This window comes from Streptosporangium sp. NPDC000509 (genome assembly GCF_042898365.1).
In the GTDB taxonomy this organism is placed as follows: domain Bacteria; phylum Actinomycetota; class Actinomycetes; order Streptosporangiales; family Streptosporangiaceae; genus Streptosporangium.
In genome coordinates, this window is sequence record NZ_JBIAYX010000005.1 from 259,779 (window position 1) to 272,719 (window position 12,941).

At 66.5% G+C, this 12,941-nt stretch carries 13 protein-coding genes, 1 tRNA gene and 1 pseudogene; 11 read left to right on the forward strand and 4 right to left on the reverse strand.

Features of this window, described 5'->3' with window-relative positions; genetic code table 11:
- Nucleotides 1–18: 18 nt before the first annotated feature.
- From ACFY3D_RS11935 to ACFY3D_RS11950, 4 genes and pseudogenes are all read left to right on the forward strand, one after another.
- A pseudogene (locus ACFY3D_RS11935) lies at nucleotides 19–813 on the forward strand (ATP-binding cassette domain-containing protein); the annotation flags it as partial.
- 59 nt (nucleotides 814–872) lie between these two features.
- A complete protein-coding gene (locus tag ACFY3D_RS11940; protein WP_389978457.1) occupies nucleotides 873–1,637 on the forward strand; it encodes an ABC transporter permease subunit in 765 nt (254 codons plus the stop codon).
- Nucleotides 1,638–1,661: 24 nt separating this feature from the next.
- The gene (locus tag ACFY3D_RS11945; protein ID WP_389978119.1) at nucleotides 1,662–2,834 is read left to right on the forward strand and encodes a sensor histidine kinase; all 1,173 of its coding nucleotides are present in this window, start codon (nucleotides 1,662–1,664) and stop codon (nucleotides 2,832–2,834) included.
- Nucleotides 2,831–3,529, forward strand: a complete 699-nt coding sequence (locus ACFY3D_RS11950) for a response regulator (RefSeq protein ID WP_389978122.1) — start codon at nucleotides 2,831–2,833, stop codon at nucleotides 3,527–3,529. The genes ACFY3D_RS11945 and ACFY3D_RS11950 overlap by 4 nt, the downstream gene beginning before the upstream one ends.
- Before the next feature lie 345 nt (nucleotides 3,530–3,874).
- Here the strand turns inward: ACFY3D_RS11950 and ACFY3D_RS11955 are convergent, their stop codons facing one another.
- Complete coding sequence (locus ACFY3D_RS11955; RefSeq protein WP_389978124.1) at nucleotides 3,875–4,252, reverse strand: VOC family protein; 378 nt, start codon at nucleotides 4,250–4,252, stop codon at nucleotides 3,875–3,877.
- 226 nt (nucleotides 4,253–4,478) lie between these two features.
- Here ACFY3D_RS11955 and ACFY3D_RS11960 point away from each other — a divergent pair, with 226 nt between their 5' ends.
- From ACFY3D_RS11960 to ACFY3D_RS11980, 5 genes are all read left to right on the forward strand, one after another.
- The gene (locus ACFY3D_RS11960; RefSeq protein WP_389978127.1) at nucleotides 4,479–5,063 is read left to right on the forward strand and encodes a tyrosine-type recombinase/integrase; all 585 of its coding nucleotides are present in this window, start codon (nucleotides 4,479–4,481) and stop codon (nucleotides 5,061–5,063) included.
- 272 nt (nucleotides 5,064–5,335) lie between these two features.
- Nucleotides 5,336–5,656 carry a hypothetical protein gene (locus tag ACFY3D_RS11965; RefSeq protein WP_389978130.1) on the forward strand — a complete coding sequence of 107 codons (321 nt, stop codon included), beginning with the start codon at nucleotides 5,336–5,338 and terminating at the stop codon, nucleotides 5,654–5,656.
- Nucleotides 5,657–5,889: 233 nt separating this feature from the next.
- Nucleotides 5,890–6,726 carry a hypothetical protein gene (locus tag ACFY3D_RS11970; RefSeq protein ID WP_389978133.1) on the forward strand — a complete coding sequence of 279 codons (837 nt, stop codon included), beginning with the start codon at nucleotides 5,890–5,892 and terminating at the stop codon, nucleotides 6,724–6,726.
- Between the two features lie 533 nt (nucleotides 6,727–7,259).
- The gene (locus ACFY3D_RS11975) at nucleotides 7,260–7,688 is read left to right on the forward strand and encodes a hypothetical protein (RefSeq protein ID WP_389978136.1); all 429 of its coding nucleotides are present in this window, start codon (nucleotides 7,260–7,262) and stop codon (nucleotides 7,686–7,688) included.
- Nucleotides 7,689–7,885: 197 nt separating this feature from the next.
- Nucleotides 7,886–8,719, forward strand: coding sequence for a tyrosine-type recombinase/integrase (locus ACFY3D_RS11980; protein ID WP_389978139.1), 834 nt, complete (start codon nucleotides 7,886–7,888; stop codon nucleotides 8,717–8,719).
- A gap of 255 nt (nucleotides 8,720–8,974) precedes the next feature.
- On the opposite strand, the gene ACFY3D_RS11985 is transcribed toward ACFY3D_RS11980, so the two are convergent.
- Nucleotides 8,975–9,050: transfer RNA gene (locus ACFY3D_RS11985), tRNA-Lys, on the reverse strand.
- Nucleotides 9,051–9,166: 116 nt separating this feature from the next.
- Between ACFY3D_RS11985 and ACFY3D_RS11990 the strand changes: the two genes are divergently transcribed.
- Complete coding sequence (locus tag ACFY3D_RS11990; protein WP_350941368.1) at nucleotides 9,167–9,790, forward strand: 3'-5' exonuclease; 624 nt, start codon at nucleotides 9,167–9,169, stop codon at nucleotides 9,788–9,790.
- Between the two features lie 64 nt (nucleotides 9,791–9,854).
- Here ACFY3D_RS11990 and ACFY3D_RS11995 read toward each other — a convergent pair whose 3' ends face one another.
- Nucleotides 9,855–11,012: an acyl-CoA dehydrogenase family protein gene (locus ACFY3D_RS11995; protein WP_389978142.1), complete on the reverse strand. Its 1,158-nt coding sequence runs from the start codon at nucleotides 11,010–11,012 to the stop codon at nucleotides 9,855–9,857.
- A 154-nt stretch (nucleotides 11,013–11,166) separates the two neighbouring features.
- On the opposite strand from ACFY3D_RS11995, the gene ACFY3D_RS12000 reads away from it, so the two are divergent.
- Nucleotides 11,167–11,625 (forward strand): PspC domain-containing protein, encoded by a 459-nt coding sequence (locus ACFY3D_RS12000; RefSeq protein WP_389978145.1) that lies wholly within the window; start codon nucleotides 11,167–11,169, stop codon nucleotides 11,623–11,625.
- Between the two features lies 1 nt (nucleotide 11,626).
- Here the strand turns inward: ACFY3D_RS12000 and ACFY3D_RS12005 are convergent, their stop codons facing one another.
- Complete coding sequence (locus ACFY3D_RS12005) at nucleotides 11,627–12,922, reverse strand: MFS transporter (protein ID WP_389978148.1); 1,296 nt, start codon at nucleotides 12,920–12,922, stop codon at nucleotides 11,627–11,629.
- Nucleotides 12,923–12,941 lie beyond the last annotated feature (19 nt).

Below are 12,941 nucleotides of genomic sequence, written 5' to 3' on the forward strand. Positions count from 1 at the left end.
CTAGTTGTCGGCAAATCGACGACGATGCGGCTGATGGTGGGCCTCGACCGCCCGACCCGCGGCGGCATCACGATCGGAGGCCGCCACTACCAGGAACTCCGCGACCCGATGCGGCACCTCGGGGTGATGCTCGATGCGCGATCGGTCCACCCCGGCCGGAGTGCGCGCGACCATCTGCTCGCGGTCGGGGAGACCCACGGCATCGGCCGGGCTCGCGTGGACGAGGTCCTCGAGATGGTGGGTCTCAGAATCGTCGCCGGCCGTCGTGCCGGCGGCTTCTCGCTCGGGATGAGCCAGCGACTGGGGATCGCGACCGCGCTCCTCGGTGATCCGGCCGTGCTCGTCCTCGACGAGCCCGTGAACGGTCTCGATCCCGACGGTGTGCTCTGGCTGAGACACCTGCTTGTGCGACTCGCAGACGAGGGAAGGACCGTCTTCCTCTCATCCCACCTGATGAGCGAGCTGTCCCTGGTCGCTCAGGATCTTGTCGTCATCGGGCAGGGCAGGCTGCTCGCGTCCGGCTCGATAGACGACGTCATCGACTCGGTTGCACCCCAGGCCACGCGCGTCGTCTCGCCCGACGCCCTCAGCCTTGCCGACGCCCTGCGCGGCGAGAACGTATCGATCCGGCAGACCGATCGTGACACGCTCCTCGTCCGCGGGCGGACCGCGCGGGAGGTCGGCACAGTCGCGGCCGCCGAAGGAGCGACGCTCTTCGCGCTCGTCGAGGAACGCGCATCCCTTGAGGAGGCTTTCATGCACATCACCCGCAACGCCGTCGAGTACTCCACCCACCGAGAGGTCGCCTCGTGAACCTCGAAACCATCCCCGCTCACCTCACCGGCGACGACGCGTCGTACGATCCCGGATCGGTGCGAATCACGGCCGGAGGGCTCCTCCGGTCGGAGTGGCGGAAGCTGTGGTCCGTGCGCTCGCTCTGGATCACCCTCGCGGCCGGGTTCGGTCTGATCATGGCCCTTTGCGGCTACATGATCCTCGACGGCCGGACGCTGGGCCGCGGCCAGGCTGCCGACATCCCGTTCGGCTGGACGGCGATCTATCCAGTCGGAATGCTCGTGCTGGTGGTGCTCGGAGTGCTCAGCGTGAGCACCGAATACTCCAGCGGGTCGATCCGGACGAGCCTCACCGTCAACCCTCGTCGCACCGGCGTGATGCTGGCGAAGGCGGCCGTCATCACCGGCATCGTCGCCGCTCTTGCGGCCGTCGCATCGGTTCTGCTCTATCTCTTGCTGCAGGCGGCGCGCACGGTTCCCTCGGCGGTGGGCATGTCGCTCTTCGCTCCGAACATGTTCTGGGGAGTCCTCGGGGGCACGCTCATGCTCCCGTACGGTGCGTTGTTCGGCGTGCTTCTCGGCTGGCTCATCCGTAACGCCGCCGGCGCGATCTGCCTGTACTTCGGCGTGTTTCAGATGGGGCCGCAGATCCTGCCCGCACTTCTTCCGGAGCCGTTCTCCGGCATCAAGGACTTCATGCCGCTGGCAGCGATCAACGTGATGCGTTCCGGTGGACTGGCGACGGAGCCCTACCGCCTCGGAGTGGCGATCGTCGTTCTGATCTTGTGGTTGGCCGTGCTCGGCGCCGCCGCCTGGTGGCGGTTGAAGAGGCGTGATGCGTGACGAAACGGAACGAGGTCGGCGTCCGTGAAGCGATTCCTCATCCAGGCGAAGGCCTTCGACGGGCGTCATCCGTGGTGCGGGGACGTCGCGCTCGCGCTGGTCTCCGCAGCGGCCTCGGTCAGCGCGTCCCCGGCCCTCGATCCGCTCACGGTCCCGTTCGTCGTTCTGGTGAACGGTGCCGTGGCGTTCCGGCGGTGCTGTCCGCTCACCGCCCTCGTGGTCGCGGTCGGCGGGATCACGACCTTGGCCGCCCTGGCCACGGCCGGCCGCCTGCCGGCGCCGTGGACTTTCCTGGCCGCGTGGATACTGCTCTTCGCAGTAGGGCGCCGACGACCTGGGGCCTTCATCGTCGGCGCACCGCTCGCGGCCGTCACAGCGTTGGCTGCGTTCCTCGCCCCCGCCGGGACCCCGGAGGCCGCACTGACGGAGCGGTGGTCATCCTTCCTGCCCGTCGCCGCGATGAGTCTCGCGGCACTGCTGGCGGGATCGCAGGTCCGCATTACCAGCGAGACGATCATCCGGCGGCGCGAGGAAGCCATGCGCGCAGCCGTGAACGACGAGCGCGCGCGGATCGCCCGCGAGATGCACGACATCATCGGTCACAACCTCTCAGTGATCACCTCGCTGGCCAACGGCGGATCGATCGCGGTGCGCTCGTCACCGGGTGATGCCGCACGGGTGTTCGCCGAGATCGGCGCAGTCAGCCGCACTTCGATGAGAGAAGTGGCGGACGTCCTGCGACTCCTGCGCGCTCCCGACGAACGTCTCGAGGCTGCGCCCCCGCCACAACCCAACTGGCGGCAATTCGCCGCGCTCGTCGACAGCGTCCGATTCGCCGGTCTGCGGATCTCCTTCGAAAGCAGCGGGGAGCTCTCATCGCTCTCCGCCGGCCGTCGACTCGCCATCTACCGCATCGTTCAAGAGGCGCTGACGAACGCCCTGAAACACGCCGGGCCGGGCGCCTCCGTGACCGTGACGGTCGCTTCGGACAGCGAGGCGACCTTCGTAACGGTGGCGGATGACGGCGGCCCCGGTGAACACGCCCGCTCAGCACCTGCTGCGGAACCCGGGTACGGCCTTATCGGGATGCGCGAGCGGACGGAGGCCTTCGGAGGGTGGTTCGAGGCAGACGGAACGGTGTGCGGGTGGCGCGTTCGGGCATGGATCCCTCACGAGCGACCGGAGGGTCTCGGATGAACGAGGTCAAGGCAGCGACAGTGCCTGTCTCAGTGCTGCTTGTCGACGATCAACCCCTTCAGCGCATGGGCATGCGAATGTTCCTCGCAGGCCAGGACGACCTCGACGTCGTCGGCGAGGCTGTGGACGGCGACGATGCGATCCGTCAGACGGAGCGGCTGCGCCCGGACCTGGTCATCATGGACGTGCGGATGCCCGGGACAGACGGCATCGAGGCCACCCGGCAGATCATTGCCGGCCTACGCGAGACCAGAGTCCTTCTCCTCACGACGTTCGACGTCGACGAGTACGTGATCGCGGGGCTGGAGGCGGGCGCGAGCGGGTTCCTGACCAAGGACGCGGAGCCGACGGAGATCCTTTCTGCGATCCGGGCCATCGCCGCTGGAGATGCGGTGATAGCACCGAGCGCCACTCGGCGTCTGCTCGACCGGCTCGCCGCGACACCCCTGTCGTGGCGCGACAACGAGGATCGGTCATCGGCGCTCGCCGCGGTCACGGCCTTGACGGACCGGGAACGCGAGATCCTCGTGGCAATCGGCGAGGGCGCCACGAACGCGGAGATCGCCACGCGCCTGCATCTCGCGGAGTCGACTGTGAAGAACTACGTAGGGCGGGTGTTCGCGAAGATCGGAGCTCGCGACCGGGTGCATGCGGTCATCATCGCGTTCCGCGCCGGTGCGGTTCCGTACCGCTGAGATCGCCTCTGCCGACCGTCTTTGGCCAGGGCTTGACCCTTAGTCGGGCTGTTCGGGGAGGAGAGAGCCCCGCCGGGTCGCTCTCGAGGGTTGTTCTGTGGCCGTCATGTGCGTCCGGCTTTGTGTGAGGGCCCGCGGCGATGTTCCCGCTGCGCGGGGGACGTACCAATGAGCAACCGGCGAGCAACCACGGCCGATCTCGCCTCGCCGCCGAGGCCCCAAACCGGCCCAAAACCACTGGTCAAATCAGGTCATAAGTGGTGGGGCACCAGGGATTTGAACCCTGAACCCACGGATTAAAAGTCGTGAGGATCTATGTCGGACCCAATCTCTCAGATTCCGCGCTCACCCTCCATACGGGCGAGTGATGATCTCCAGGTTGTGGCCGTTGGGGTCGGACCAGTACAGGCCGCGACCGCCGTCGTTGGTGTTGATCTGACCCGGCCGCTGGTGGAACGGGTCGGCCCAGAAGGTGAGTCCGCGACCCTTGATCCGGTCCCAGATCTGGTCGAACTCCTCCTCGGTGACCAGGAAGGCATAGTGCTGGGGATGCACGGGACCGTCGGCCCCGGCGACGTCGAGAGACACTTCGTTGCCGAGATCGACGACGAGGAACGGCCCGAAGGCCGTCGCGGGCGGCAGACCGAGGATCTCCACCAGAAACGCGGCGGTCTCCTCGCGGTCACGGGCTGCCACGATAGTGTGGTTCAACCGCACTGACATGTCGATCTCCTTCCCAGACGGTCCCTACGCGGGGGTACGACAAGGGCCTCGATGTCTTTCGCCTCCTCGTTTCCATGATAGGAGCGGCCGCCAGGCCGGGTGGGTGCCGGCCGGAGCAGCGGCGCATGGGCCAGATTGGGGGCCGAACGTTCGATTTCGGCGGCGGCCCGGCTGTTCTCCGGTGGGCCGGTCACGAGCCGGAATGTGACGTTGCTGTGCCGGCACCGTGAAGGCGCGGGCCAAGGGCATCTGGGCATGCGATCTGTTCCACGTCGACACGGTCTTCCTCAAGAGGCTCCACGTTCTGTTTTTCATCGAGCGCCCCCTGCTTGGGTCCGTGTCCGGGAAGATCGGGGCACCCCACTCTTGCCTGCCCGAACCGTGCCGGGGGCGGACGTTCACCAAGCCAAAGGGCAAGGGCAAACGGTCCATCGCTCTGCCTCCTCCTCTGATCGTTCTCCTCAAGCTCCACAGGGAGGCTCAGAGGCTCGAACGGGAAGCGGCGGGGGACAGGTGGCAAGACTGGGATCTCGTGTGGTGCACGCCGGACGGAAACCCGATCGATGCCGGGGACGACTGGGACGACTGGGAGGAAGTCCTGCGACTCGCTGAGATCGACAAGGACGCCCGCGTTCGCGACGCGCGTCATACGGCCGCGACACTCCTGCTTGAACAAGGGGTGGACATTCGAGTGATTCAGGCGGTCCTCGGCCATTCCCAGCTGACCACGACCAAGCGGTACACCCACATCACGGAGACGCTGGCGATCGAGGCGGCGGGCCGGATGGGGCGGGCACTGTGGGACGGCTGACGGCAACGAGCTGGTCGTAACTGCAACTGGAAATGCAACTGGGCAGGCTTCCCGATCATGGAAAATGGGAAGTCTGCCCAGTTCATTGGGGTAGGGCGCCTGGGACTCGAACCCAGAACCTACGGATTAAAAGTGGACGGCTCTTATCGGCATTCGCAACGCTCTGGCCTGGTGTTTCGGATGCCGTCTCCCTCTTGCCCGGGGGAAGGAAATCCGTGCATAGTCCGGATCTTGATGGCGCTTCCGAAGAGGGGGCTGGGAGACTGTGTGACATGAGCAGGATCGAACGGCCGCTCGTACGTGAGTTGTTCCCCGATCTCGTCACGGATCTCATCGCGTGTCTGGGAGAAGAAGGGGAGGAGGACCTTGCCGTCTCCGCCCAGGACATTCGGTTCTACGAGGAGTGCGGATGTGATGATGACTTCTGCCAGAGCTTCTATACGGCCGAGCGGCCGGACGGAGCGTACGGTTTCGGACACAGATGCGTGTCGTTGCTTTCGCCGAGGGGTTATCTGGTCCTTGACGTCGTTGAGGGACGGATCATGTACGTGGAGGTCCTGTACTATCCGAAGCTGCCACGTCCGGTGAGTTGACGCCATCAGCTTGGGAATCATCTACTGATCTTGCTGCCCTGAGCTGGGAAAACAGGGGTGCAGGTCAGAGTGGGGCGGGTCCCCGTGAGTGACCGTGGTTCCCCGCCTGTTCTGGTACGGATCTGGCACGTTGATCATGGCTGCTCGGTACGGGGAAGGCATCTTTTGTGTTGCTCCGCCAGGGGCAGGTATGTCACAAGCCCTGATCTTGACGCACGAACCGGCTGTACGGGATGGTCATCGACGTGTCCCTGTCGAACGACGAACCAGCAGTTGAAGTGATCCCTCGTGCGGGTGTATCCGAGCCGCGTTCACGGATGCGGACAGTCGTAGTGGCCATGGCCGTGCTTCTCACCATCGGTGGAGCAGGTGCTGTCTGGTTCTCCGGGATGCGCTCGCAAAGTGTCCTTCCCCCACCGGACGGCCCCTGGCCTGAGCAGCGTGGGTTCATGGTTCTGCAGTGCTCGGCGGAAGGGCTAACGCCGGAGACCCAGCCAGTTGTCGAGAAGTTCCTTCGCACCTTGCCGGAGATCGAGAACCTCACGGCCTACAGCAAGGTGCAGATGGAGGGAGAGCCGCTGATGACGCGCAATGTCTGCGGCGTCCAGGCGCATTTTGTGGGAACCGCTCGTGATGTGAGTGACATTCCGAAGATCGCGAAGGAGGTAGCGAAGTCGCCGGTTTCCGTGGGTCTGGTGCGGTTGCCCGTTAATTTCTGGGCGGGCAAGGCGGACGTGCGGGTCATGTTGACTGGCCCGAGTTCCCCCGTTCTCCAGCTTGGAAGGGAAGGAGCTCGTGCGGCGGGGAAGAAGGATATAGAGGTTATTGTCGAGAAAATTCGGCGGGCAGTGGATGCCGACAAGATCTATTACGAGGATAGTGCCTTCGCGACGAAGATCAGCGCCTCCTACTGCCCTGACCGCCTGTGCGGTTTCATTCCAGGTCCGGTCGATCAGGAGGCCCTCTATGTCAAGACTGATGCTCCCAGCGCAGCCGAGACGCTGAAAAGTGCTCTTGATGACATGCCGGGCGTGGACTACGTCTTTCCAGTCACCCCTGACGTGCTGTGATCGGCCTTAGCTATGGAGCGGGTGACGGGAATCGAACCCGCGCTGTCAGCTTGGGAAGTCTCTAACGCACTCGGCCTCTGAGCTGGGGAAGCGCTGACCTGCGGGGGAGTGCTTCGGTTTCCCGTGATTCCCCGTGAGTTCCCCTTGCTCCCTCTGCTGACGGGCACGCAACGGGCACGGCTTGAGAGCCCCGTGCGAACGCACACGCCTCTCCCGCCGGATCTTCCCGTCTGCCTCGTCCCACCCCGGAGGGGCAACAGCTCGGGGACGGAGGAGCAAGGCCGTCTTCGCGTGTACGTCAACTGGTAGGCGTTCCTCGGCCATTGGACGCCAACGGTCACAGACGGCCTTGATCCGGAGGAGTCGAGATGTTGGGCTTGCCTGGGACGTGGCAGACGGGAAGATCCGGCTTCACCTTAACCACTTATGGCCTTTGTGATGCGACGTCGATCATCCCGGAGCCGAAGTACCCCCGCCGGAGGCATTTGGTTGGAAGGTAGAAGACTTTGACTTCGATCAGGAATGATCTCTACATGGTCGATGAGAGAGGACTATCGGCAGAGGACTATGCGTCGATGGTTCATGCGGGTGAGGTGCTGCATGCGAAGGGGTGGCGCAAGGTCTTCACCGTGTCCGAGATGGCTGAGCAGTGGGCATGGCTCGTCGCCAAGGTCGAGAGTGGATACGACGACATGGTGGATGAGTACACCAACGATCTTTATTGTCGGGACTGGCTGGCTGAGGCGCGGCCGATGTTGACGCACCCGGTACGGGTGATCTGGCACTCGGAGATCCATCCGCTCGACGAGCGTTTTCGCGCGGCGACCGTTGACGACGGGGGCAGGGCGATCTCTCGATACCACCGGATTGCTCTCAAGGAGGGTTGGTGGTGGCGGAGGAAACCGCGGAACCTGACCGGTTCCTTGGGGTCCTACTTTGTTGAGGTGCTGGATGACGACTGATCTGTGCTGCAGGGAGCGGTGTAACCGAGAAGCCCCAGGGCGAACGGAGTAGATCAGCTGACGGCGGTGTGGCTGGCTTTGCGCGGTGGCGTGACGCCGGGACGGCGAGTGGGTTGGGTACGGCGGGTGCGTGGGTCGGTGGACGGCTCGGGTCGCCGCCGGCCGGGACCGGCGCCCACGCCGCACGCCCGGGCGGCGTGCGGCAGAGGGCCGGGTACGGCGGCGCGGCGCGCCGCCGCTTGACCTACCGGCGCAAGCGGGCGGTGTTCCATCACGTGTTGGAGTACGCCGTAGAACTCGGGGAGCTTTCGGCAAATCCGATCCACAAGGTCAAGTTCCGCAAGGTCAAAACCGGTGGCGAGATCGATCGTCGGTCGGTGGTCAATCCTGAGCAGGCTCGTCAGCTGTTGATCGCGGTGACCTACGCGGGTCGCACCCGTGGCCAGATGATGGCGGCCATGTTCGCCTGCATGTACTTCGCCGGTCTTCGCCCGGCTGAGGCGGCCGGTCTGCGCAAGGCGAACTGTGAGCTTCCGGAGACCGGATGGGGCACGCTCACTTTGGAGAAGACTCGGCCGGAGAGCAACAAGCGTTACACCGACTCGGGGGAGTCCAACGACGAACGAGGGCTCAAGCACCGCGACGAGAAAGCCACGCGGACGGTGCCGATCCCCCCGGAGCTGGTGGCCATCCTGCGTGAGCACATCGAGCGGTACGGCGTCGCCGAGGATGGCCGGCTGTTTCGGACCCGTACCGGCCAGAGCTTCCCCGGCTCCACGGTCTCGATGGTCTGGAAGCAGGCCCGGTCGTACGCCTTCACGCCTGACCAGGTCGCCTCACCGCTCGCGCGCAGACCGTACGACCTGCGGCATGCGGCGGTCTCGCTGTGGCTGAACGCGGGGGTTCACGCGCCGGAGGTGGCGGAGCGGGCGGGGCACGGGGTGGATGTGCTGCTCAAGGTTTACGCCAAGTGCATCGACGGCCAACACGAGGTGGCCAACAAGCGGATCTTGGAAGTGCTCACGACGTGACATTCTCAACAGCAGGACACGAAGGACTCCGGGTAACCCTCGGGGTCCTTCGTCGTGTCGGCTCCCATGGTCCCGGAATCGTTCCGCGAGCTTCCGGGACTCTCGGGCTGACCTGGGGAAACAGCGGTGGTCCCATTCCGCGTATATTCCGGGACTCCTGGCAGACGGCTGCATTCGACTGCATCCGGCTGCATGGGCGGAGAAAGATCGCTAGGGACGTAGGCCCAGGTCAGAGCCTACGTTCCTGCTCGCGAGTGGTAGGGCGCCTGGGACTCGAACCCAGAACCTACGGATTAAAAGTCCGCAGCTCTAACCATTGAGCTAACGCCCCGCAGGTGACAGCGTACCGAGGATAGTGTCCACTAACGTCCGTCGCCAGGCCTATTCATGGTCATCGGTTTGCGGAACACCCGGTGAGGGGCGGGATCGGCTCCTAGAGTGGCAGGCATGACGAGCTCGGGGCTTGAGCCCGCCTTCGCCTCCCAGGTCTCCACGCGCCCAGGGTATGTCGTGGTCGATGTCGAGACCACCGGTTTCTCGCCGTCGAGGGGGGACCGGATCTGCGAGATCGCGCTCGTCTCGCTGGACACCCGGGGCGAGATCGTCGACGAGTGGCACTCGCTGGTCGACCCCCGGCGCGGCACCGGGGCCGTCCACGTCCACGGCATCACCAACGCGATGGTCCAGGGCGCGCCGGTGATCGAGGAGTTGCTGGACGAGATCTGGCGGCGGATCGCCGGCCGGGTCCTGGTGGCGCACAACGCCTCCTTCGACCTGCGCTTCCTGCGGAGCCTTCCCGGCAGTGAGTGGGTGACCGAGACCCTGTGTACGCAGCGGCTGGCGCCCGCCTTCATCCCCGAGGGCAGGTGGACGCTCGCCGCGTGCTGCGAGCGCGCCGGAATCCCGCTGCTCGGGGCCCACGCCGCGCTGGCCGATGCCCGCGCCGGGGCCGAACTGCTCCGTCACTACCTGCGTACGGGCGTCTCCTGGGAGGAGGAGCTCAGCAGGGCGGCCCAGGCCCCCGAATGGCGGCCCTCCGGGCTTCCCCAGCGGCCTCCGCGTCGCCGGTGAGCTCAGAAAGCCGTCGATGAGTCCGGAAAGGTGAGTCCGGGAAACCGATGGATCCCGGAGATGGTCAGCGGTAGGCGGGGATGCCGGTCAGGGCCTCGCCGAGCACGAGGGTGTGAATTTCCTGGGTTCCCTCGTACGTCAGCACGCTCTCCAGGTTGTTCATGTGCCGAATCACCGGATACTCCAGCGTGATGCCGTTGCCACCCAGGATGGAGCGCGCCTGGCGGGCGATGTCCAGGGCGGCGCGGACGTTGGCGAGCTTGCCGAAGCTGACCTGGTGCGGGGTGAGGGCGCCCTCGTCCTTGAGGCGGCCCAGGTGGAGGGCGGTGAGCTGCGACTGCCCCACACCGACGTACATCCAGGCGAGTTTCTCCTGGGTCAGCTGGAAACCACCGATGGGCCTGCCGAACTGGACGCGGGAGGTGGAGTAGTCGACGGCCGACTCCAGGCAGGCGCGGGCGGCGCCCACCACGCCCCACACGATGCCGAAACGCGCCTCGGACAGGCATGACAGCGGGCCCTTCAGGCCACGCACCCCGGGCAGTACGGCGGAGGCGGGCAGGCGTACGTCGTCGAAGTAGAGCGACGAGGTCACCGAGGCCCGCAGGGACATCTTCCTGTGGATCTCCGGGGCGCTGAACCCCGGGGTGTCCGTGGGCACCACGAAACCGCGGACGCCGTCCTCGGTCCGTGCCCAGACCACGGCGACGTCGGCGACGGAGCCGTTGGTGATCCACATCTTGGAGCCGTTGAGTATCCAGTCGCCCGAGGGGTCCTGCTTGGCGTGGGTGCGCATGCCGGCGGGGTCGGAGCCCTGGTCGGGCTCGGTCAGGCCGAAGCAGCCGATCGCCTCGCCCGCGGCCATCCGGGGGAGCCACTCGTCCTTCTGCTCGTCGGAGCCGTACTTCCAGATCGGGAACATCGCGAGCGAGCCCTGCACGGACACGAACGACCGCAGCCCGGAGTCTCCCGCCTCCAGCTCACGACAGGCCACGCCGTACGAGACGGCGTCGAGGCCCGCGCAGCCGTACCCCTCCAGGTGCATGCCCAGCACGCCGAGCGAGCCGAGGGCCGGGGCGAGCTCGCGGGCGGGGAAGACGGCCTCCTCGAACCAGTCGCCGACGTGGGGGAGGACCCGGTCCGCGACGAACTCTCGTACGGTGTCGCGGATGAGGCGCTGCTCCTCGGCGAGCGCGTCGTCGATGCGCAGGAGATCGTCCATGGGATTTCCCTCTCTCTTCGGCCCTGCCAGGGTATTACCGGTGCCGGTGGGACGGAGGTCAGGGTCGTGACCGGCCTCGGGAGGGGTGAGAGTCAGGGTCGTGCCAGGGGGAATCCCGATGTGAGGAAAGCTCACTCTCGGGCAGTCTGTGGATATGAACGAAAACGACTTCACCGGCGTCAAGAAGCTCCAGAGGACCAAGGACGGGCGCATCATCGCGGGTGTGGCCTCCGGTCTCGGGCGCTACATCGGAGTGGACCCCAACATCATCCGTGCGGCCCTCGCGATCGCCACCTTCTTCGGTGGCCTCGGTATCGCGGTCTACGCGATCGGCTGGGTGCTCCTGCCCGACGAGAGGAAGGACAGGTCGCTCCTGCAGGACGTGATCGACAAGAACAAGGACAACCCGATCTGGGTGGACGCCAAGACCAAGGCCGAGCAGGGCTGGGCCAAGGCCACCAACCAGCACCGCGCGCCGCACCAGCCGGGTTCGGAGTACCCCACCCACCAGGCCCCCTTCCCGCCCGCCGCTCCCCAGGCCCCGTACAGCACGCCCCCTCAGGCCCCGTACGGCACGGAGCACCGGCAGGACGACACCCGTCCCCAGGTGTGAGTCAGGAGGTCGCCTCCGCGCGAACCCTCTCGATGATCTCTTTACGGGAACCTCTCCAGAACACGGCCAGCGCGGCCGCCACGGCGAGCCCGGCCGCGCCGGCCAGCGCGACCACCAGCTCGGGGCCGAGGTGGTCGGCGGCGGCTCCGCCGATCAGGATGCCGACGCCCTGGGAGGCGAGCAGGCCGGACTGGACCAGGCCGAAGGCCTGTCCCCGCCGCTCGGAGGGGACACACTGCACGAACGCGGCGTTGGCCGCGAGCTGGTAGGCCCCACCCAGGCCCGAGACGAACCACAACAGCAGCACCACAGGAAGCGGTGGCTGCGCGGCGCACAGGATCAGCGGCGCGCAGGTGAGCATCGCCATCCGGCCCATCGATCGCAACCGGTTCGATGGGCTGACGTAGCGGCTGAAAAGGAACGCGCCGACGACGGTGCCGGTGGGCATGGCGCCCATCAGCAGACCGGTGACCAGCGAGAGCTGCTGGGGATTTCCGGTCAGCTCCGCGGCGTACGGGGCGGCGATCCCCTCGGGCAGCACGTAGAAGCCACAGAGCCAGGCGAAGAGCACCAGCGTACGCAGCCGGGGGTCGCCGAAGACCAGCCTGGCGCCGGCGCGGGTCATCGTCCACATCGAGGGCCGGTTCTCGTCGGCGGGGAGGGGCGCGGGGCGCCGCCGTACCCCGGAGACGATGATGAGCGCGGAGGCGAGGAAGGTCGACGCGTCCAGAGCCAGCGCGCGGTACGGACCCATTCCCATGATCAGGAAGCCGCCGACGGCGAAGCCGAGCATCTGCGCGCCCTGGTTTGTCATGTTCTGCAGGGCAGAGCCCGCCACGTAGCGATCGCCCTTGAGCAGCTCCGGCAGCAGGGCCGCCCGCGCCGCGGAGAACGGCGCGCTGAGCAGCACCACACAGAAGACCAGCACGCAGAGCGTGGCGAACGAGACGCCGGGCACCGCCATGAGCGCGACGAGGAGGGCCCGGAGCAGGTCGCAGGCGATCATGATGCCCCGGCGGGCGTAGCGGTCGGCGAGGCCCGCGAGAAGCGGCCCGCCGATGATCGGCGGCAGGTAGGTCAGGGCGTAGACCGAGGCCGTCGCGAGGGGCGAGTCCGTCCGTTCGAAGACGAGAATGGACAGTGCCACCCGTGAGAGCTGGTCACCGAGGAGGGAAAGTCCTTGGCCCAGCCAGAGCGCACGGAACTCCCTGATGGCGATGACCTCGCCGTAGGTCGCTTGGCGTTCCGCCGGACGGCGGTGCCGCCCGGGTGGTCGGCCGGACTTTGTCGCCGCCATAGGACTCCGCTGAGCTCGC